Source organism: Paenibacillus sp. P4_A9 (assembly GCF_056402415.1).
This window is the reverse complement of sequence record NZ_JBFUHL010000048.1, coordinates 12,785-34,892: the sequence shown is the minus strand read 5'-3', so window position 1 is coordinate 34,892 and position 22,108 is coordinate 12,785. Positions and strand designations below refer to the sequence as shown.

General features: G+C 46.6%; 20 protein-coding genes and 1 pseudogene. 1 reads left to right on the top strand and 20 read right to left on the bottom strand.

From position 1 onward, the window contains the following. Positions 1-234: 234 nt before the first annotated feature. The 16 genes and pseudogenes from AC1DVJ_RS23405 to AC1DVJ_RS23330 all read right to left on the bottom strand — a co-directional run bounded on the left by AC1DVJ_RS23405 (position 235) and on the right by AC1DVJ_RS23330 (position 16,596). Positions 235-1,107, bottom strand: coding sequence for a sugar phosphate isomerase/epimerase family protein (locus AC1DVJ_RS23405; RefSeq protein WP_477593826.1), 873 nt, complete (start codon positions 1,105-1,107; stop codon positions 235-237). A 27-nt stretch (positions 1,108-1,134) separates the two neighbouring features. Continuing rightward, positions 1,135-2,205, bottom strand: coding sequence for a Gfo/Idh/MocA family protein (locus AC1DVJ_RS23400; protein ID WP_477593824.1), 1,071 nt, complete (start codon positions 2,203-2,205; stop codon positions 1,135-1,137). 17 nt (positions 2,206-2,222) lie between these two features. Next, entirely contained in the window at positions 2,223-3,101 is an 879-nt protein-coding gene (locus tag AC1DVJ_RS23395) for a carbohydrate ABC transporter permease (protein ID WP_477593822.1), read from the bottom strand. 27 nt (positions 3,102-3,128) lie between these two features. Further along, entirely contained in the window at positions 3,129-4,031 is a 903-nt protein-coding gene (locus tag AC1DVJ_RS23390; protein ID WP_477593820.1) for an ABC transporter permease, read from the bottom strand. 75 nt (positions 4,032-4,106) lie between these two features. After that, positions 4,107-5,738, bottom strand: coding sequence for an extracellular solute-binding protein (locus AC1DVJ_RS23385; protein WP_477593818.1), 1,632 nt, complete (start codon positions 5,736-5,738; stop codon positions 4,107-4,109). 274 nt (positions 5,739-6,012) lie between these two features. Beyond that, a complete protein-coding gene (locus AC1DVJ_RS23380; RefSeq protein WP_477593816.1) occupies positions 6,013-8,256 on the bottom strand; it encodes a helix-turn-helix domain-containing protein in 2,244 nt (747 codons plus the stop codon). A gap of 290 nt (positions 8,257-8,546) precedes the next feature. Then, the gene (locus tag AC1DVJ_RS23375; RefSeq protein WP_477593814.1) at positions 8,547-9,452 is read right to left on the bottom strand and encodes a GNAT family N-acetyltransferase; all 906 of its coding nucleotides are present in this window, start codon (positions 9,450-9,452) and stop codon (positions 8,547-8,549) included. 58 nt (positions 9,453-9,510) lie between these two features. Continuing rightward, on the bottom strand, positions 9,511-10,272 hold the full coding sequence (locus AC1DVJ_RS23370) for a PIG-L deacetylase family protein (RefSeq protein WP_477593812.1): 762 nt from the start codon (positions 10,270-10,272) through the stop codon (positions 9,511-9,513). Positions 10,273-10,274: 2 nt separating this feature from the next. Beyond that, a complete protein-coding gene (locus tag AC1DVJ_RS23365) occupies positions 10,275-11,483 on the bottom strand; it encodes a Gfo/Idh/MocA family oxidoreductase (protein ID WP_477593810.1) in 1,209 nt (402 codons plus the stop codon). A 34-nt stretch (positions 11,484-11,517) separates the two neighbouring features. Next, positions 11,518-12,363 (bottom strand): phytanoyl-CoA dioxygenase family protein, encoded by an 846-nt coding sequence (locus AC1DVJ_RS23360; RefSeq protein ID WP_477593808.1) that lies wholly within the window; start codon positions 12,361-12,363, stop codon positions 11,518-11,520. 268 nt (positions 12,364-12,631) lie between these two features. Next, entirely contained in the window at positions 12,632-13,354 is a 723-nt protein-coding gene (locus AC1DVJ_RS23355) for a glucosamine-6-phosphate deaminase (protein ID WP_477593806.1), read from the bottom strand. A gap of 203 nt (positions 13,355-13,557) precedes the next feature. Beyond that, positions 13,558-13,785, bottom strand: a complete 228-nt coding sequence (locus AC1DVJ_RS23350) for a hypothetical protein (protein ID WP_477593803.1) — start codon at positions 13,783-13,785, stop codon at positions 13,558-13,560. 6 nt (positions 13,786-13,791) lie between these two features. Beyond that, positions 13,792-13,869: pseudogene (locus tag AC1DVJ_RS23345) on the bottom strand (ROK family protein); the annotation flags it as partial. Positions 13,870-13,887: 18 nt separating this feature from the next. Continuing rightward, positions 13,888-14,718, bottom strand: a complete 831-nt coding sequence (locus AC1DVJ_RS23340; protein ID WP_477593801.1) for a sugar phosphate isomerase/epimerase family protein — start codon at positions 14,716-14,718, stop codon at positions 13,888-13,890. 72 nt (positions 14,719-14,790) lie between these two features. Next, complete coding sequence (locus AC1DVJ_RS23335; protein WP_477593799.1) at positions 14,791-15,849, bottom strand: oxidoreductase; 1,059 nt, start codon at positions 15,847-15,849, stop codon at positions 14,791-14,793. Next, positions 15,850-16,596, bottom strand: a complete 747-nt coding sequence (locus AC1DVJ_RS23330; protein ID WP_477593797.1) for a sugar phosphate isomerase/epimerase family protein — start codon at positions 16,594-16,596, stop codon at positions 15,850-15,852. 501 nt (positions 16,597-17,097) lie between these two features. Between AC1DVJ_RS23330 and AC1DVJ_RS23325 the strand changes: the two genes are divergently transcribed. Then, positions 17,098-17,283 carry a hypothetical protein gene (locus AC1DVJ_RS23325; RefSeq protein ID WP_477593795.1) on the top strand — a complete coding sequence of 62 codons (186 nt, stop codon included), beginning with the start codon at positions 17,098-17,100 and terminating at the stop codon, positions 17,281-17,283. Positions 17,284-18,043: 760 nt separating this feature from the next. On the opposite strand, the gene AC1DVJ_RS23320 is transcribed toward AC1DVJ_RS23325, so the two are convergent. The 4 genes from AC1DVJ_RS23320 to AC1DVJ_RS23305 form a co-directional block, all read right to left on the bottom strand. Then, entirely contained in the window at positions 18,044-19,312 is a 1,269-nt protein-coding gene (locus AC1DVJ_RS23320; RefSeq protein ID WP_477593793.1) for a serine hydrolase domain-containing protein, read from the bottom strand. 426 nt (positions 19,313-19,738) lie between these two features. Further along, a complete protein-coding gene (locus tag AC1DVJ_RS23315; protein WP_477593791.1) occupies positions 19,739-20,131 on the bottom strand; it encodes a hypothetical protein in 393 nt (130 codons plus the stop codon). Between the two features lie 400 nt (positions 20,132-20,531). Further along, positions 20,532-20,984, bottom strand: a complete 453-nt coding sequence (locus AC1DVJ_RS23310) for a VOC family protein (protein ID WP_477593789.1) — start codon at positions 20,982-20,984, stop codon at positions 20,532-20,534. Between the two features lie 163 nt (positions 20,985-21,147). Next, the gene (locus AC1DVJ_RS23305) at positions 21,148-22,059 is read right to left on the bottom strand and encodes an acetamidase/formamidase family protein (protein WP_477593787.1); all 912 of its coding nucleotides are present in this window, start codon (positions 22,057-22,059) and stop codon (positions 21,148-21,150) included. Positions 22,060-22,108 lie beyond the last annotated feature (49 nt).

The window sequence follows — 22,108 nt, the reverse complement described above, 5'->3', positions numbered from 1 at the left end:
CTTAATTTGATTTAAGCAGTATTGCAATTTTCATTCAACCGATATGATTCTGACTGCCAACATATTTACATTTTTGACTAAAATATTTATCCAACTATATTCATTCAAGAGAAGTTTGGTCGAATTTCCGTTCGAGAAAGAAAAAGTCTCCTTGGTATGATGTTGATCGGGTTCCCGACGCCGGCCAGCTGACGGATCCTAAAACAAACCAAGAAGACTACACCTTCGGAAAGCTCATTTAAAATATTTGGCTAAGTGTTCATAGCCTTTCACAATACCTTGCTGTTCGTTCTCCAAGGTACCGCCGAACCGGTGGTCCTCTAGTTCAAGGCTAATCGCGCCTTTGTAACCCAGACGATCGAGACGAACCGCCACTTTATCCCATTCAACAGTACCGTGGCCTGGAATCGTATACCTCCACGAACCTCCGCTATTTTTGTATCTCGTGCCGAAGGTCGGGGGTATAACACCAGAATTGTACAACTCCTCGTATAAAATTTCTGTGTCCTTTCCGTGACAATGATGCACCCGTTCCCCGAATTCGGTCAGAGCCCGCAAGTAGTCGACGCGCAGCCAAACAAGATGGGAGGGATCATAGTTCAGTCCGAAATGCTTGGAAGGAATCGCCTCGAACATGGCGCGCCACATCTCGGGCGTACAACCGATTGTAGGAAAATCAGGGCCCGGCCCCGGCCATCCTTCGATCGCGATGTACACCCCCTTCTGTTCTGCATACTGGACGAGTTCGGGAAAGGTGTCTTTCCAAATGGCAAAGGTTTCGCGCCGATGCATTTTACGATCTTCCGGTACGAGGCACATAAACATGATGCTGGCTCCAACGGAGGCCATGTCGTCCATTTGTTTTTTGACGGTAACGAGAGCGTTTTCCCGCTTGTTTTCGTCTACGCTGAGCAAATGGCCTTCACGTATAGCGTCAACGGAACCGATTTCAAGGCCGTACCGTTTGCAGATTTCATTCTTTTCGGCCAAATCTGACCCACCGACATCCAATACGTCGAGCCCGACCTCTGCCGCCCACTTCGCGGCATTTTCAAAGCCCTGCTCTCCGATTATTTTGGGTAAGCGCATTCCGATTTTCCATTTCATCTTCTCACCGGATCCTCTCTACCGTCATTAAATTCGGGGGATATGAACTTCAACTTCCCTGCGCAGTGCCGCTGAACGGAGAATGCCGTCAAGTATAGCTTGGTTAATCAAGATTTGTTCACCCGGGATCGGAGCCGGACGGTTCTCACGGATTGCCTCCACAAAATCGCGGATTTTCTCATGGAACACATCAAGCTTATGCTGTTTGACAGGAATCGTCGTCTCCGTTTGATGTCCCAGGGTATCTTGATACAGCGTCATATTTGCAACGGCACTGTCCCATGTCTGTCCCAAAGGATTTGCTTTCAGACCGCCTTCTGTACCAAGGAACAAAGTAGGGCCGAAAGAATCGGCGTGCATCGCCCAAGATATTTTGAAATTGAGAAGGATGTCGCCTTCGAGACGGATCATGGCAACACCGAAATCATCGACTTCGAATTTATCCCATTGTTTGAAATATTTCGGATTCGTGCCAATGAAATTGGACGTATAGGCCGAAACTGTGATCGGTTTGGGATAACCGATCGTATTTAGCGCCGTATCGAGCGAATAACATCCGACGTCGAATATAGCGCCTGCACCCGATATTTCTTTGCTAATAAACGTACCGTCGGGAATAAAGCGTCTGCGGCCAGCGCCCGTTTGTACATAATAGATTTTGCCAAGCTGTCCGGATTCGACGATCTGTTTCATTGCCTTGTGGTTGGGGTCATAACGCGGTTGGAATCCGACCGTTAATATTTTACCCGACTTTTTACCGGCCTCGACCATTTCCACCGCTTGCTCCAACGAGGAGCACATCGGTTTCTCGACAAGCACGTGTTTTCCCGCGAGAAGCGAATCGACCGTTGTGCGATGATGCGCAACGTGCGGCGTACAAATGCTGACAGCATCGATGTCTTCGCCCAGCAGTTCGAGGTGGTTTTCGAACGCCTTTGCACCGTCGAGCTCCCAAGCTTTTATAAATTCCTTCGCCTTGCCCGGAACAATATCCGCCACCCCGACAATTTCAACTCCCGGCAGCGCTTTGTAATTTGCAGCATGTGCTCTGGCGACTCCACCGCTGCCTATAATCCCCACACGAATTGTTTTTGTCATCGCTTACAATCTCCTCCTCATTCTTTAACCGATCCGAGCATCGATCCCGAAATGAAATACCGCTGCAGCCATGGGTATACGAGCAGAATCGGGACCACGGCGAAAATGATACTAGCCGCCTTCGTGCTTTCAGGGAGAACTGGAATCTGCAGCAGCGACGCCCTTTCCGACAGATTCTGATCGACCATCATGCTGTTCACAACCACCTGATACAATTTCAATTGCAACGGATATAGCTTCGGATTAGAAATGTAGAACAGCGTGTCCGAAAACCCGTTCCATCGGCCGACAGCATAAAACAAGCTCAAGGTCACGAGTACGGGAATAGACAGGGGAAGAACGAGCCGTATAAGTATTCCGAGTTGGGAAGCGCCATCAATTTCCGCTGCTTCCTCCAGCCCCTGCGGAATCGAACGAAAAAACGACATCATGATGATCATGTAGAACGGACTGATGAGTCCAGGCAGAATGAGCGCCCACATCGTATTGAGCAAATGCAGCTCCTTGATCAGCATGTAGTCCGGAATGATGCCGCCTCCGAAATACATCGTCAGCACGATAAAATATAGGATGGGTTTCCTTCCTTTCAAACCTCGTTTGGTCAACGGATAGGCCGCCAAAATCGTCACGAACATGCACAAGACGGTGAAAGTGACCGTCATCACGATGGTGAACAGAAGCGACCGAAACATACCGGAGTCCTGCAGCACCTTCTTGTACGATTCGACACTCCATCCTCGCGGAAAGAGTGTTACATGTCCTGATAATATCTCGGAACTCGAGCTAAGCGACAGGGAGATGATATGCAGCAGCGGCGCCAGACATAGTACAATCATCACGCACAGAAACGCGAGATTCACTGGTTCGAACATTCGTCCCGCAACCTTTGGCTTCACTGTCCGGCCTCCTTTCGAATATAAAGGTCAAATTAAGCTTTGGTCTGCAAATTTTTTGGAAATCGCATTGGCGCTGAGCAGAAACGCGAGCGCGACTACCGACTGAAACAGACCTACGGCGGTTGCAATGGAGAACTCCCCAGTCTGCAGACCGACTTTGTACACAAAGGTACTGAGTACCTCGGAGAAATCGCTTACCATCGGATTTCCGAGAATAAAAGGTCGTTCGAAGCCGATCCTCGGCATCTCTCCGATTGCGAGAATGAATAGAATGATAATGGTAGGCCGAATGCCCGGCAGCGTGATGTGCCAAATTTTCCTCATTCTTCCGGCACCGTCCGTCTCGGCCGCTTCGTACAGCTCTTTGTTGATGCCGGTCAATGCGGCCAGATAAATGATCGTTCCCCAACCGGCGCTTTGCCAAACCCCTGCGAACAGGTAGGTGAGCAGCCACCAATATTTATCCGAGAGAAACGGGATCGAATTGAATCCGCCATTGTGCAGCAGCTGATTGACGATCCCACTGTTAGTCGAAAACATTTGCAAGAATAACCCGCCGATGATCACCCACGAGATGAAATGCGGAAAGTACATCACAGTCTGGAAAACCCTCTTGAGTCGCATCTGTCGAACCTCGTTCAGCATGAGTGCTAAGATGATCGGCGCTGGAAACGAGATGGCGAGATCGAGAACGTTCAACAGGAACGTGTTCCTGAATGAGGTTTTGAAGGTTTGCATGGTGAAAATGGTCCGGAACGTTTCGAGCCCATTCCATGGGCTCTTCGATATGCCCTGAAACAGATTGTAATCCTTGAACGCAATAATGATGCCGTACATGGGGAAGTATCTGAACAATGCAAAAAACATAACCGGCAGAAGCAACATGGCGTACAGTTGCCAATACCTTCTGAAGTATGTGCCACGGCCCATTCGCCGTTCCTCCCTTCGCACGCCGAAAGCCGCGCGTCCGTGCCTCGGACCGTGCGGCTTTCGATCGTGCCCGAATTACTTCTTCATGGACTGATAGGCTGCTACTCTTTCTTTCTGAATCTCAACCCCGCCGCTTGTCATGTATTGCTTTAACAGATCATCGTACGTTTTGTCGAAATCGCTCGGTTTGGCTAGCACGGATTTGACGAATAGTTCCTCGTATTTACCTTTAAGCACTTGGCCGAACTTCGCTTCCGAATCGATCGGCTTCGGGAAAGTGTGAATCGGTACGGCATCCACTTCGCTCGACAGTCGGTACGACTCTATCGCACTGGGGATATATTCTGGAAGAAAGTTTTGAGCCATAAATTTGATATTCGTTTGTCCCGTTCCGAAATCGAGACCGTTGGTTACGATCGCCATATCTCCGCCGTTGAATATTAAGTCCTCGGGCTTAACATCCCGTTTGATCAAAACCGGGATACCGTTTTGCATTTGATACGCTGTTCCTTCCGGACCTCCTAATATATAGTAGAGCAAGTTGTTTATCTGAGCCAACCAATTCAAATATTGTACAGCTTGCGCTGCAACCTTGCTCGTCTTCGGTACCATTAAGTACATGCCTGTCGCAGGATTGAGTTCCTTGACATGCTTGCCTTGATCGTTCGATATCGGATCGACCGGAATGAGAGTCCCGCCAGGGACATTCTTCGCCAGTGTGCCCGCTTGCCCGTCTGCGCCGTTTTCGAAGCTTTGCCCGGATTGTTCGCTATACAGGCCGATTTTTCCGGTCGCTACTCCCTGTTTGCGAGCGTTTTCATCCTTGTCAAGTCCGAAATCTGGGCTGATCAGGCCTTCGCTATACCATTGGTTTATCGTTTTCAAAGCTTCCTTGTGCCCATCCATCAGAATCGGGTATTCTTGCAAACTAAGTCTTTGCATCCCGGTGTAGTATTGCTCTTCTGTCGGGTTCTTGATTAACCCCAGAACCAGCGGAATGTATTCGTCTGGATGCAACGCAAGGCCGAGCGGAATCGTTCCCTGACCGCCGAGCTGCTTGTCTTTGAAGGCTTTCAATACATCGTGCGTTTGCTGCGTAGTTTGGGGAGCGGAAACACCCAGCTTGTCGAGCCAGTCCTTTCTCATCTCCCATGTCGTTAGTCCCGTAAACACCCGTTTGGCCGGAATGGCAAGCTGCTTATCTTCCCACTTTCCATAGGCAAGCGTCTTATCGCCAAGATAGGTCTTGAGGTTAGGGCCATACTGATTAACGAGACTGGTGAGGTCCGTGAGCCCGCCTTGCGCCATATACTTGCGGGCAACTGACTCGTTGTACGTGAAGACGATATCCGGCGCGTCGGAGCTGGCCATTAAAACATTCAGCTTATCGACTTCCTGACCTCGAGGAACCGGAACGAATTCCATTTTGATGTTGTTCGGATCTCCGAAAGTCTTCTGGATGTACCGGGTCAGAGCGTTATCAGTAACCGTCAAACCCGACGGGGCATTCCCACGGTCGAATATTTCCACCCGCAGGGTTACCTTTTCTTTAGGTGCAGTCGATGCACTCGGTGCAGTGGATACAGTGGAGCTAGGTTGGCTCGTTTGTTCGGTCTTCTGAGTGTCCGAACAACCAGCGCTTACTGCGACAATCCCCATGACGGTTGTGAATACCAGCGTCTTGAAACCCTTCCCTCTACGCTTCAACTATCATCATCCCCTTCTGATAGGCACTAGCCAAGTTGACCGCTACACGATCTGCATCCATACGTACAGCTCATAGCATACCATGCTGCCTGAATGCGGTTTTTTGCAACGTTGTTCCGGACCGTACTCTTGTTATAACCCCGTTGACGTCAGACGAGCAATCTACAAGATTCAGGCTCCCAACCTTACATCAGAATAGGACATCCGAAAGCACACAACCGGATACAGCGACCCAACGTTTTAGCAGATTCCGTTCGTGACGCTTGAATTTTAGCTATTTTGCAGATTCCTCAACAAAAGGATAGCACATGTATTTGCGAAAATCGCTTGGGGTAACGCCGGTCGCCCGCTTAAAGGTTCGGCCGAACGAGATTGGATGGAGATAGCCCACTTTCATGGCGATATCGTTTATCGATTCCTCAGTTTCGAGCAGATTGCGTTTGGCATGCTCCATCCGCAGGTTGATGAGAAAATCAACAAACGTCATGCCGAATTGCTGCTTAAAGAGTTGACTGGAATATTTCCCGTTGATATTAAATTTGTCGCCTATGTGATCTAGAGACAAATCGGGAGAAGCGTAATTGTCCTCGATGTACATCCGGATTTCGGTGAGAAGCTGGCGGTTCGTTTTCGCCTGCCGGTAAACGATGCAGAACGCGCTCAGCCGTTTCAATCTGGACGAAAGCGGCGGCAGCATCGCCTCGAGCGTCTCCAGCTCCATAATCCCGGCTATATCCACTTGTGCGGACTGCCAATACTCCCTGATCTCCTCGGGCATGGTGTCTATCATACGTTGGAATGAACGAAGCAGAAAGACGAACAAATGCCGGATCTCTTCTTCCTGGAACAAGTCAATTTCCAATTGGTGGAAAAATTCATCAAGCCGCACTTCCCAATCCATCTTAAATATGCGAAACTCGTCAATGATGGAGCCGATTCTGGCGTAATATCGCGATAAATCACCGTTTTTCTGTGCGCTTATCTCGTCATACTGAATCAACCGATTCGTGCCCAGTGAGCATTTGAATTTGAGCGCAATGGCAGCCTGAGCGTAGGTGGCGGGAATTTCCCGCCACGAATCGGCTTTGCTTCCAACGCCGATCGTTACGGAAAACCTCAAGTGAACGGCGACCCATGTGCGAAATTTCTCCCAGACATCGTGGTCCGTCGGGGTAGGGGAATGGCTCATGAGAAGCACCGTAAGCCGGTTAGCTTCTATCCACTCCGGCCAAAGATCGTAATGATGACGATCGAAAAACTCTTGCAGTACGTTCGTCAGCGAAAATCGCAGCAAATTTTGATCCTGCGTGTTATATTTGGCCTGAAAGTCCCGAAAACCGTCAATTTCCACTATGGCGGAGAGAACAGGCGACGTCTCGGCTTCTTCAGGCAAAGTGATATTGACATTCGACAGGTTTGTTCGCAATTCTGACGCAGAAACGGACTTATCGCCGGAGAGCAGATCCATTAAAAACTGCTTCCGGCGGACGGGCAAATCCTGACGGCTCTGCTGTTCGTAGGAATGATTCTGATCCATGACATTTTCCAGCACTGTGCTAATGAACACGAATTCGTCCTGTCCGGTTCCTTTCGGCTCATATTTACCGACCCAAGTCTGCATCTGTCCCAAGATTTGCTCGATCGGGCGGTAGTTTCTTCTCGTGATATAAACAAGATAGATGAGGCTCGACAGGATGGTGACAACGCCAAGGATAACCCATCCTCGGGAGATGGCATGCATCCATTCGAAAAACAGGCCTCCTGTAATCCCGCTCTCGAATTGCAAACCAGCATAGGGCAAATCGATTCGGGTCAAAATATCCTTCCGGCTGGACATTCTATTGCCGGATGGATATAGTTGCATTTGGTCCCCACTGTTAATAAACATAAACATAATATCCGGATCGATCATATCGTTGGCGATGGAAAGAAGTGAATCGAGCGACACATTGATGATGACAATGCCTTGATTGCCAAGTGGAATTGGTGCTTTTTTCACGATGGAAATCACTTTCTTGTCGGGCACCCCGATCAGCTGCTCCGGTAAATCTCGTGCATCCGACCAATGCCCATTAGGCGCCGCCTGAATCGATTGGGTGATGAACTCGTGGTCCCGAAAAATCGGAAGCGGTTCGAAACGTTCTTGTGTCAGTACGGTATTGTCGCTCGCCCGGTAAAGATTGATAGAGTAGATGACCGGCACGTCATCGATGATTTGTCGTATTTCCCTGGATACCTCATAATTGATCAACCGAGAATCGTCTGAGGGGGAAGGTTCGAAAAAACCTTGAAAGGCACGGTTGCCCTGAAGCTGCACGAGCACAACCCGTTCGGCTTCTCTTAGAGAGTGTTCGATGGAATCGGAGACATAGGAAGCTGACACGCGGTTGGCCTTCTTTGCTCCCTGGAACGAAACCTCGCTGATGACGAAACAGGATAAGAAAAGGATGATAGAAATCGTCGTATACAATGCTCTTGCATAAGAAAAAAGCATTCTCTTGTACCATCTTTTTTTCAAGCCGCATCTCTCCCGTATCAATCATATTGGACAGCCAACACCGCATGCGAATCTATTAAAGAAATTCGACGAAAGTGTCTTGACTCCTTGTAGAATATGGAAATAGATCCTTTCACTCGACCGTTCATCCCTATTGAATGTATACTCGTCCATAAAGGAGACATTCCTTTAATGAATAAATTAAAATCAAAAAAGATGACCCCTAACTAGTATTCTAGTTTAGGAGTCATCTTTTTATAAACGGATCGATCAACATGGCCGATAAGAGAGTTCTTTTCGAAAAACATTTTTCAAATGCGCTCCAGTCTTTCGGGAAACAACTGCATGACCAATTCGTCCGCATTGTTACATTCTCTGATTGTTTGGAACATGCCAAGGCTGCGTTCGATGGATGTATACGTCCAATTCAGCTGTATCAACCGTTCGACTCTTTGATCTCCATGGCAGCCGTGCACATGAAGCAATTTTGCGCCTTCTTTGTATTTGGCATATTGAAGCAGTTGTAAGATCGCATCTACATTCCCGCCGCTTTCAACCACATCGACAGCTTCTTTCTTACATAAATAAGCGGCATAGGCAACAATTTCTTTCCCGCTTCTTGCGACAACGATATTCAGCGTTTTGCGGGAGAATAGTCTCAATGAATCCTCGAAGCTTCGGAATACTTTTATCCAAGTGGATAGTTTCCGCAGTTCGTGCAGTTGAGCAAATTCACCTCTGAACGCATTGATCGAATATTGGGTTCCCACATTCGCGCATTCGGTGACAGTAATGTTCTCTTCAAAGCCATTATGCTCCCACCCTAATCTCCGGTAATAGTCGGGGCTTCTCGACCACAATATGCACAATTGGATTCCGTCCGCTTTCATTTTTTGAATCGCATCCTTGAGCAACTTCGACGCCAATCCTTGATTTCTGTACTCAGGGTGAGTGGAAACCCCACCGATCATGGCAAAATTCCAATCGCGATTTGCATACTGAAACTTACTATATTTCAATGCAACATGCGAGACGATCTTCTCGCCATGTGTGATGATTCTCATATTCTCAAGATTGTCATAGTTGTAGACGGTTGGAGATATCTCGGAGATTTCGCCTTCAATATTCCGCCATTTCAGCAATACATTATTCATTAACTCAACGGTCGAATCGAATTCCGTTACGGAACATGCTTTCGGACCATCATACAAACCCAAGGTTCAACACCCTTCCGTACAAGTTTCGAAATCAAAAGGCAGACCGTATAGTTAAACATTACCTGATCATGTTGTTGAAATAATGACTTCCCCATGGATATTGGCTGCTGCCCGCCCATCTAAAGTCCTTCTGCAAAAGCTTGGGCAGCATGAGTTCCTGACTTCTGCTGGCAATCGGGAACTTGATGATTTTGAAGGCTTCGGCATAGCCGAATTCCGACATGTGGCCCCTGAATGCGGCGGAGACTTCCTTTTCTTTTGCAAGCCATTTACCGTCGCCGTTTTTCGGGCCTAATACGAGAAGGCTTTCTTTTATACGGTCCATATATCCCGATATATTTACGTAGTAATCCGGATAGAAGTACACCATACTTTGGAAAGGTCCCGCCTCATAAGCATGAATCTCGCACTTTGCCGAATAGCATAGTGCTCTAAACGAAGCTTTGGATACTTCGACATGTTCGTGGTGATTGTCGCATGGCCAATGGATGAATGCGATATCCGGATTAATCTCTTGGATATGCGTTCTGAGAATGCCTATGTTGTCGTCCGTGCATTCAAAAAAATGTTTTCCGGCCGCTGTTTCCAATACGATTTTCTCGGCTCCGAGCACTTTCGCCGCTTTGTACTCTTCCTCCTGATTCGTTTTGTACAACTCCGAGTAGGCCGGATTTTCCATATGGGGCTGGCGAATTCCCATCGCAACATCGATAAAGTATATATCGAAACCCTTTTGCTTAAGAAGACACGCCATTCCCCCGGCGCCATATTCGTTGTCGTCGTGATGAGCCCCTATAAAAAGCGCACGCTTTTGCTCCACCTTTAATCCCGCCCTTCTGACAATAGGATATTCGCTCGAATTCGAACAGGCAAACCGCTTTCACTGGATTCGGCGGCGGCAATGGCGATCGCTGCGCTGTTTCGCGCTCCTAGAATCCCTTTGAGACTCGGCTTTCCTTGTTTGATCAAATCAACAAATTCGTTAACAATACCTGTATCCCCTCCGCCGTGACTTCCGGGCCGTTTCTCGGGATGGTAGATTGTCTCCTTTTCCGTAAACCGCTGCAGCACTCTGATTTTAAAATCCTGAGCATTGTTGTAGAACCCCCAAATCTTCCCCTTCGTACCGACAAACATGAATTCGCGGGTATATTCGGGTGTAAAATGACATTCCGTATAAGATATCCGGACGCCATTATCATAGTCGATCAGGATAATCGAGTTATCTTCGACATCGCATTCTTCCGAATAAACGCACAAATCATCTTTCAGCTTCACATCGCCGTAATCCAGCTCATGTCCGCTGGCTTTATCCAAGAAATACTCACAGGTATTTACCTCATCGCAATCGCTGCAATGCTTGTCGCTAGGGGCGCTGCGACCGAACACATCCAACCCGCTGCTGCAATAAACCCTGACCGGATCCGCATCGATCAGCCAGTTGGCCAGGTCAAGGGAGTGCGTGCCTTTCTCAAGCATTAAGCTTTTCACGTAATCTTTACGTCGTTTGGCGCCATGGAAATAATAATGTCCGCCGACGGAAACATTATCGGTTACACTTCCGAGCTTAATCTCTCCTATTTCGCCGGAGGAAATGATTCGTTTCATATCGGTAAACAGCGAGCAATACCTGAGCTCCAACCCTACCATAAACACGCTGCTCGATTTCGAGGCGACTTCGATAATCTCATCGCAGTCCTCTATTGACTGAGCCATCGGCTTTTCCAAATAAACATGTTTGCCGGCATGAAGCGCGGCAAGCGCGTTCTCGGCATGGGCGTGATCGTTGCTGCAGATCACCACCGCATCGAGATCGGGAAACCGTAAGAACTCCTCAATTGAGGTAGTCGCCGGAAGATCCCCCAACTCGTTCCGAGCATATTCCAAGCCTTCCGGCCGTAGATCGCAGAGGCCCACCAGTTCACAATCAGGATGTTTGCTGAAATATTTACCTCCGAAATATATGCCTCGGCCTCCCGTACCTAAGATGCCTACCCCGATTTTCCCGTTGCTTTTCGTCATAATGGACATTTTTACCTCTCCTTCGATTTCAATTTATGGCAGGTTACTTAATCGATTTGACGGGATAATACTTCGGGATTGGGTTTTTATAATGATCGCGAGCAAATTTGATTTGCTCGGGTGTCCATTGGGAGTAAAACAGCCGGGTTTCTTTATCTTCGCTTAATCCAAGCTCTTCCGGCACCGTAGACCAATTCGTCAAAGGGGCACTCGATTCACGTGAGTGATAGTTGTGCATAGTCCTCCTGCCGTGCATGCATTCAGGCTTGCCGCCCTTACGCGTATGGTAGGTGGTAATATTGTAAAGAATCGCGGTTCCCGCTTTGCCTCTAATCAAAACTTCACTATACTGGTTACCCAATTTTTCCTTGGCCTCGGCCAGCGAGTCATATTCATGACTGTTCGGCACGATACAAAAGGAAGGGCAACAATCGTGCACGTCCTTCAAATAATAAATCACACAAATATACGTGCTTTTATACGGATTCTCCGGATCCCATAGTTTCCCTCCAATCGAACCATACCAGCTTATGTCGCGATGGAACCCCATCTGGCTGTTGCTGGCCCTTTCAATCGTAATATCCCTGAAATCAAATTGAGCGAAACGGGCTTCCCCAAGGAGCACTTCTTGAATTAGAGGAAATATTTTGTGATGACGTACAAACCTATCCAACTCGAAAGGAAACTTCATTAATAAGCTTCCGTTGCCGACGGCACCTTCAATTGGCTTGTGCCAGCTATCCGGATCGGTTTGAAGCTCGCTGTCTACGAGGTGGTTCAAATAGTCCAGTTCCTCCTGTGATAAAGTATTCGGAATAACCGCATAGCCGAATGCTTTATAATGGGCCAAAATTTCTTCCTTCGTCGTCTGAATATCGGTAATGTTCATTTTCTCGTCCCCTCATTTTCGACCGTATTTCCACACGCTTTCGATTCGAGTTCCACTTTATTTACTCCGATTTTCTATATTCATTCAACTAACATGATTCTAACTACCAACAAAATCACAGTTATGGCAATTAGCATCAATCAACATTTTTCAGTCGGCTGAATTTGGGTCAGAAATGGGCACTACTCTATCACGCCGCAGCCAATAAATCCTAATTTCAAGATAACCCGCTCCTATATCGTCCACACTTCATTGCTTCATTATTGACTTAAAGCAAACTTGCGGCTGCTTCGTCTAAACAAACGTGCAAATTAGTGTGTAGCTGCAGTACCGAAGCTGGAACTTGATTCGTTACTTCATCCCGCAGAGCTTTCCGCATGATGTCTGCCTTTTTGGTTCCAGCCGCTACAACAATCACGGCATCGGCCTCTAACAAATGCTTGATACCCAGCGTTATGCCTCGTTGAACATCCCTTTGCTCAGAAAAATATTTAGCCGAAACTTGCTTTGTAACCGTATCCAAATCAATGACATGGGTATTTAGCTCAAAGCTGATATTCGGTTCGTTGAAGCCGAGATGACCGTTCATGCCTACGCCAAGCAGCAGTAAATCAATACGCCCGTTTGCCCATATTAATTCATCTATGATCTCGCATTCGGCTTGCAAATTTTCGCTTTTACCGTCAAAAAAGTGAATGTTTGTTTCATGAATACCGCAAGGCTTAAAGAAGTGTTCATCCAGCGTTTGCCGACAGCTGCCTTTATCGCTGCCATCCATACCTACCCATTCATCGAGACTGATAAATTTGCATTGCTGGAAGCTTACCTTACCAAGACGGAATGTTTCTGCTAGATGAGCAAATGTGCCAAGCGGCGTATTGCCGGCGGCGAAACATACGAGAGAATTGGGCTTTCGATTCAAGTGATCCATGATTAACTCGGCAGCTTGACGAGACATCTTGTCATAGTTTCGTTTGATGTACGTTTTCATAACACTCTCTCCTGCTTCGTTGAGCGGATCAAATCAAGCACTGCCGGGAGCGACATAGAAACGCCGCCGCCAAGAATCACTTTCTGCGGATTCAACAAACTAACCATGTTTGCAATGCCGATTGATTAGTCCTTTACGAAATCATTAATAATCTCTACCGCTTTTTGTTCGCGGCGTGAATACATTTCGAATAGCTCACGAGGCTAACAACCGTGATTTGACAAAGCTGTACTGGAAATTTTCTTCTCAAACAACCCGAACTCACCAAAAGTGTTTTCATTTCGAAGAAGGACATCTTTATCCTTAACCAGATAAGCGATTTCTCCAGCCATATTGCCGCTTTCTTGAATAAAGGAGCCGTTTGCAACAATGGCACTTCCAACGCCCGTTCCAACCGTAATGACCTCAAAATCGTTCGAGCTTTTTGACACTCCAACTCAATGTTCACCCAAAGCCGCACAGTTGACATCATTATTTACGAAAACCGGCTTATTCAAATACTTTTGAATCTCGGTTTTGAAAGGAGCATACTTTCAGCCACTAATACAATAGGTACCGGTCAATGAAGCCAAGCCAGTTTTGGCCACATCCAATGCGCTCATGGAGCCGGAAAGTTCGAGAAAGAGCTCCAGCGACAAATACCCGCGATAGCCGCTTTCATAGAGAAGCTGCGCCAGTTTCGCCGACGGCGCGATGCCCTCGCCAGGAAACACCCGGTCCCGATCGGCGATCGTCTCTCGAACCGGAACGGCGGGATAGTCGTTCGCATGGACGATCCCGATCCGCTCCCCTTTTATGTAGGCCAAACTGTGTATGCAGCTACCGCCCGTATACATATGGAACGGATCGAGCAATATTTGCGCATCCGGCACGCCGCTTTCCATCGCTACATACATCGCCTCGCTGAGACGGGACAATCTCTTGGCTCTGCCCCAAAACTCCAGATACGGCTTGATTCCGATACGGCTTGCCAAATCGGCGAGTCTAGCAAAGTTTATCGCCATTGCTTCCAAGGAAACATGCTCCACATGCCCGAATGGCGGCGCGGCTATTGCAGCGCAACCGAGCTCCGAAAGAAGCTCCATTTCTTTCTCCGCTTGCACAAATGCATGCGACCGAATCACCTCGTCCTCGTCGGACCATTTGAAGAATGCAATTGCGTTAACGAGGGCTATTCCCGTATCCGCGACGTACCTCCTCAGCTCCTTGACAGTTCCTCCCCCGGTCAAGTAGGCATTGATATCCTGCACCCACAGCTCGACTCCCTCGTACCCGGCTTCGGCCGCAATTTTCACCTGCTCCTTAACTCCCAAGTGAAAAGAAAACAATGTTGACGCATTAAGTGCCGCTTTAAAAGGAAACATTGCCGATACCTACTTTCTATTCGTTCCTGTTAAGACGTAATTTTTTGTCATCTTTTCGTTGCTTCTCTACTCCTACTCGGTATAAGGCAATATCCGCACTTGAGTGTGACTTTGCATGGCCAGTTCCACGATCCGTACCGCAGCACGGGCCTGCTCCGGCTTTACTGCAAGATCCCCTGCTCCCGAAATATGCTCGAAGACGTTCTGGTAATAGGAAGGGTACGACCCCGCGAGTGTTTCGACAGTCCCTTCAACATGCAAGCCGCCTACAGTTGTATTCAATCTTCCCCACTGCTCTTTCGATTCTTTTCCCCAATTTAAGTCTTCTACTGGCGTTTTTCCTTGAATGAGCGCAGCTTCCTGTGGGTCCGTACCGTATTTCACAAAGGTGCCCCGTTCACCGTAAAGAACGTAACGCGGGCTATTAGTGCGGACGAATCGGGACGATTTTAGGAGTACCTTCAAACCGCTCAAATACCTAAGTGTTATATGGAAGTAGTCTGTGGCGAGTCCGCCATTGCGTTGAATCCGAACATCCCCCTCCACGCTGTCCGGCAGCCCGAACAGACACAATGCCTGATCGATGAGATGCACGCCCAAGTCATATAAGACTCCCGCGCCGGCTTCCGCGGTCTCCCGCCAATTACCCGAAATCACTACCGGGTCGAAGCCATCCCAATGAAATTCGCATTCACGGAGTTTCCCGAGCAAGTCTTGTTGAATCATGACTTTGATCGTCAGGAAATCTCCGTCCCATCTTCGATTATGAAAAACACTGAGCACCTTTCCTTGCTCCCGCGCTAGAGCGATCAATTCATCGGCTTCCTTGCTCGTGACCGTGAAGGGCTTCTCTACCACCACATGCTTACCCGCAAGCAAGCCATCCTTTATAAACTCATAATGGTTCGTACTGGGAGTCGTAACGATGATGAGATCGATGTCCCGATCCTCGTACAGTTCTCGAACATCCCCCAACACTTCTACATCCGGATACTGCTCCTTAGGGAAGGTCCCTCTGCGATCTACCACCTTCGCAAGACGCAGCGAGGCTACAGAGGTAAGGACAGGAACATGAAAGGTTCGACCGGCATATCCGTAACCAATCAAACCCACTTGGAGCTTACGAATCATTCAGATGACCCCCATAGTTTTCAAGTTGCTGTAGCTTGTCTCGATGCAATCGAAGGCCGGCCTTCTGCAATGATCCTGTTCAACCACCAGCCATTTCACACCGACTTCCGTCGCGGCCTTCACGATATCATGGAAATTTAAGATACCCTCTCCCACTTCAGCAAAAAACTGATCTTCCCCCGGCTCCATATCCTTGATATGGAGGAGAGGGCAACGGTTCTTAAGCTTTCGAAGGTACTCGACCGGATCTTCACCGCCCTTTTTCACCCAATAGGTATCGAGCTCCATCTGAACGAGTTCAGGGTCAGTTGCTTCAAGCAGCAAATCTAGAGCATACCGGCCTTCAAATCGAACAAATTCCCAGTCGTGATTATGATAGAGGAATTGCACTCCTTGCTTCCTACAGTTCTCCCCAATGCGGTTAAAAAGTTGGGCCGATTGCAAAACACCTTCCTTCGATCTAAATCGACGAGATAGGACAACGTAGCTCCCGCCCAACTCCTGAAGATACTCTAGCAAGCCGTCTATTCCATTTGTAAGCTGCTCGAGCCCCGCGTGACAACCGATCACTTGCAATCCGATTTGTTGAAAATGCTCCTTCATCTCCGATATGGTGATTCCTTCGGGAGGAGCACCGATCTCTACTCCCTGGAAGCCGATTTCCGCCGTTCTGGTAAAGGCCCCGAGAAAATCCTTGGCGATTTCATCTCGAATGGTATAAGACTGTAAGGCGATTGGAAATTTCATATAGCTCCTCCTATTCAAGCATCCAGCTGATTGTCTTTGAGACCGAGCAGCAACGCAGTTGGTCGCTCACACTCAGTTGTGATGGAAATATGCTGCCTCGTTTGCGAGATGACGATCTCGATTTCAAAACGATTGCGCTAATCATTCCGCAGCCGATAACGTCGGTCTTCACATTTCTCATCTTTATTCACCTTTTAAGGAAGAGATTTTTATCTCTATATCTTTACTCCTTTACGCTGCCGAAAATGAACCGCTACAGAAACGGGTTTACCAGAAGAAATGGGAGCTAATGTTCATTTTCTCGTTACCTCGCTCTCGACCGTTCTCCACGCGTTTTTGATTCGACCTCCACTTAATTAAACATACTGCGATTTTCAATCAACATTAAACCAACATGATTCTAATCGCTAACAAAATCACAGTTATGGCACTTTGCATCAGCCAACAATTTTCAGTCAGTTGAATTTTGGACGGAATTCCGATTCGTAATCTACGGAAGACATGTCGATACGCTATCCGATCGAGTATTGCGGGGCTGCCGGCCGCCAAGGCCTGCTCGTTGTCGACAACGTGTATGAAAGCGTGACCTCTATCCGCACAATTCCAATGATTTTACTCGTCTTTCGTTCGACAGCATGCAGCTGCAGGTCAAATGGCCGACCACCTCGGAGTCAAATTCCATTTTGACGGAGACGCTCGACCAAACGCTGCGGTCCGACGCTTTGGTCATAAACCACTGCACCCGCTTTGTTAGTTGAACTTTGTGGAGCAATTATTGACTTTGCGGAATTTCAGGAATGATTTCCGGGGATTTCTTGCTTGAGGGTTTTGATTGTGGTGTGCTACAGAAACCGAGTAAAATGCCGAGTAATTTAGAGGCTTGGTATAGTATTATCGACTCTTAAAACACTCGATTGTTTAATGCTCTTCTATAATATCACAGTTAAAATCCTAATTAATCAAGTGCGTTACACTCCCGTCAAAATAGAAAATACGTTGCAACAATTATTTAAAAGGCATCTCCGAAGCGTTTGGAGACCCGGGAATATTGCCCGTTCAACAGGCTACCGATATGCCATCAACCAATGTTAACAATTGCTTCTTGTTGATACATTTAAGTTCTTGACTACATTTACGGTAAAAGTTATATGATAGGTAGTATAAAATTGTGATCTCATTACACCCTTTAATGTGTAATATTATGCCTCTAATTCCACCATGGCAATGGATGTATGTTCTTGTCCTCTTACAATATGGTGTAATACATTATATGAGGTACTAATTTTCCACAGAAAGGCAATATTCAGCATTTCTTCTTCAGTCAGCTTAAATGAAGTCATCCTTACGTGAGTACTATCTTGGATCCATGATAATTCCCCGCCACTAATTCGCAGGAGCAACCCATTTTGCAAAATAACCTTTGTTTCCGTTAATGTCTACTATTTCCTCAACATTGGTCATCCTTGATATAACCGAAAAACGTCATTTTGCCATTTTCGTTTTTAGCAATACTGTATGGATGATTCTGGTCAAAATATCTACGAGCGAATCTATCTTCGCCTACAGGGTAGATCTCAATATGAAGATTTCCTGAATATCTCGTAAAGTATAATTTCCCATTAATAAGTTCTACTTGGATCTTATCCTTTAAATAGGTTCCGCAATACTCTTTAAGCTTGTTTTCGTTGATTGGAAACTCTTCATGCTTTATCGGAAAATCCACAACAACTTGATGCAAAATATCTGAAATTGAATTGCCCAGTCTGTACTGATTGATAGATTCGTTATTTGAAAGAATGATTACACAAATATCTTCATCGAAATAATTCTGCATATAAGTGCTTATCCCAAGATGATCTCCCCCATGGGAATATCTATCTGTGCCGTAAATATGATGATGCTCCAGCCCATAGCAGTAATTGTTTTTGTTCTCTTTCAAAAATTTAATATATGTTTTTTGGGTTAGGATTTTGCGATCCCGCAAACAGCTATACCATTTGAACAAATCATCGCAGTTTGAAATAATGGCACCTGCACCGATGCTAAATTTCTCATTATAATATGGACTTCTTATGATTGAATCAAAATCTCTCGAATAATTACTTGATCTGTATTTTATAAGTTTACAGCCGTCATCAACATCGCTGTTCATCATATTAAGGGGTAGAAAGATATTGTTTCTAATATAATCTTCATATTTTTCCCCTGAAACATTTTCAATAATCCATGCGAGTAAATTATAGTTTGAGTTATTGTAATCATAAGTCGTACCTGGCGGATTTGTAGTTTTTTTATTGATAAACTGCCGAAAGAATTCGTTTCGCGAGTAATCCATTCTGTTGTAACCAGCGAAAAAATCATTATCAAAATTATAAAAGTTATATAATCCAGAGGTATGCGATAATAAATGATGAATAGTGATCGATTCGTCAATCTTCATATCCACAGGGAGGTATAATAGTGCAGATTTATCTATATCCAGCATTTTCTTGTCATAAAGGAGCATGATCGCAAAAGCTGTAAACTGTTTTGAAATGGAAGCAATTGAGAAGCATGAATTAATATCGTTTTTAATCCCGAACTCGATACTTGCATAGCCATATGCATTTTCAAAAAGAACTTCACCTTTATGGATCACTTGAATAACTCCATAAAAATCCCACAAGTCCAAATATTTGTTAATGTACGTTTCTAGTTTCAATCGAATTGATTGCATAATCCCACTCCTCTCAAACTATCCGCAACCGAAGTGATGGATCCTATACCATTTCGATTATCGTATAATCTATATGGTATCATTCGAAATTCACTAAATCTAGAATTTTCCATTTAACTATTTATCAATGGTGAAAATAGAACTTTGTTTGATAGTATCCGTAAATAGTTCTGTTAACTTGTCGACTTAACGTTTCGTATAACCAATAGAAGAATGGTTCTAGAGTATTTAAATAAGCCATTACTGAGCTCTCACTGATTCTGTTGACTTGGTCATGGTAATACTCTGTAAGTGGAGTAAACGCCTCCTAAGTGTGCGAACGTGCAATTAAGTTGGTGATAACCTTATCCGCTAACTTAAAGGTGGATGAAGTTCAATCAAATCGCCATAAAAAACGGCGCCTGCCTTAGGCAAGCACCGGTCAAATTACTCATCTCCCATAGGCTCACATTGGACCTCTGTAAACAAATTCAGCGGAAACAACGTGGACACACTGCCTCGTGACTGTATTAACTCTACGAAGTTGCGGCCGACTTGCACCAGCTGTCCTCCGATTTCGCCCAGATCCTCAGCCCTCGCATTCACATTGAACGGCAGGAGTGGCCTCCCCCGCACAGGCAGCAAGATATAGAACGATGTTGCAAACGGCACCCGCAAGGCCCCCACTGTGAAACCGCTTGTTGAGTTGTTTGATAACACCCCTGTTGTCCGGATTAAACCGGGCGTAACGACTGTAACGATCTTGCCAACAAACGGGGCGAGTCGAGCCTTCAGTGTGATCGGCTTTGGCAGCGGGCAGCCGGAAATGTTTCTGCTCATAGTCATATCATCCTTTCGTTATTTTTCCTAAAGGATATGCGGCCGCTCCCCCACCCGATTGGACGTTTCTGTTGCTGAATCTGCCTATTACTACAACAGGCTGCCATCAGTGACGGCAGCCTGACAATATGAAGCTATCGTAACCGTTAGTTGAGTCCCTTTAATTTGGTTTTGCATTGATTTCCGTTAAAGTTCATGCATCACGAAGTCCCACCGAGTTAAGGCAGCTTCCTGCCGGCCGCGATGCGGTTAGTGTCGGTGCGGATGTGTCCCGGCAAATACTTCCTCGTTCCTTGTTTCCGGGACCGAGGGTCGCCCAGCCCCGGAGCGTGAATGCGGTGTTTATATGATGCATCCGACTTCTTCGAGATACTTTCACACGTCTTCTTTTAAACGTCACTTATTTATTACCTAGTTGTTCCGCCAAACCGATTAGAAGTCCTTCATTTCCACGAATGTAGCAGAGCCGATACGAGTCCTCGTACTGAACCACTTCGCCAACGAGCTGAGCACCAAACTTAGTGAGTCTGGATACCATTTCGTCAATGTCTTCAACGGTGAACATGACGCGTAGATAACCGAGGGAATTTACAGGAGCAGTTCGGTGATCTGATATAGTAGGTGGGGTGAGAAATCGCGAAAGTTCAAGTCGGCTGTGGCCATCTGGGGTAACCATCATAGCAATCTCTACACACTGTGAACCCAGCCCGGTTACGCGACCAGCCCATTCACCTTCGACAGTAGCTCGCCCTTCGAGCTTCAAGCCAATCTCCTCGAAGAAAGAGATTGCGTCATCAAGGGATTCTACAACGATGCCAACATTGTCCATTCTTAGTAATTTGTTTTTTACCATAGTTTTATCTCCTTATGTGTACAAATTTATTACCTGATCATCTTCATATTTATTCTATCAAGAATTACTAACTCTTTCCAAACGATTAACATCTTGTCACAGTTCATGATAATAAACAAAAGAGGAGCTGCCGCGAAGCAAGCCCCTCAACTATCGTTCACGATTAACTTAATTGCGATAAAACCGACTTCGGCAGCTTGCAAACTACACTGTAGGCGGGGTTAAACATGTTGGCAATTTCATATTCCACTGCTTGCCCCAGCAACAAGCTGGCTTCCGAAGACGTTAAGCCGAAATCTTCCTGCAGCAGCCGAAACATTTCGGTCGTTGCATGTTGAAGCGCCTGGTCAAGCGGCCGTGCATTGCCGATACAAAACCAATGTGTATCGGTTTCACCTCTCGGCCAGCCTATCATTTTGCCTTTTTGAACGCTAACTGTGAACCGAACATCCATAGATATTTCGAGACCTGTACCGATGATTTCTCCATCGCCTTGCAAGGCATGACCATCACCCAAATAAAACAATGCACCTTTGGTCGACACCGGAAAATATACTGTAGAGCCTGCGATCAGTCCTTTATAGTCCATGTTACCGCCATACTTGCCGCTAGTAGCAGTTGAGATGAACTGACCATTGGAAGGCGCTACACCAAAACAACCTAGAAAAGGCCCCAAAGGCAGCTTCAATTCAACCAGCCCCGGCGTTGGCTCCTTGAGAAAAGCAATCCCCTGTGGAACATCCACCGTCCAGTGAACGATGTCCGATGCCGGCAATGCAGCAACAACATATGGTTCGATAACTGCTGGGGCAAGCATGTTGGTTGTCCAAGCCCAATCGCGGTTCGGAGTGATTGATTCGAAATGAACCGCTAGCGTATCACCGGGCATCGCTTCTTCTACATAGAAAGGTCCTGTCATTGGATTCCCGCGAGCAGCTGCGCTTTCGCCGTTGTTGTCCCAGCCTCTCGCATCGACTGTCGTCGTAATGACCGTATCCCCATCCCGAATCGTCAATATAGGTGGATGCTGGCCTATCGTATTAAAATAAAGCTGAGGTATGAACTGATGAATCATGGCTACTCCCCCTTGTCGATTGGATAGTCTATAGTTTCGACAACTGTTA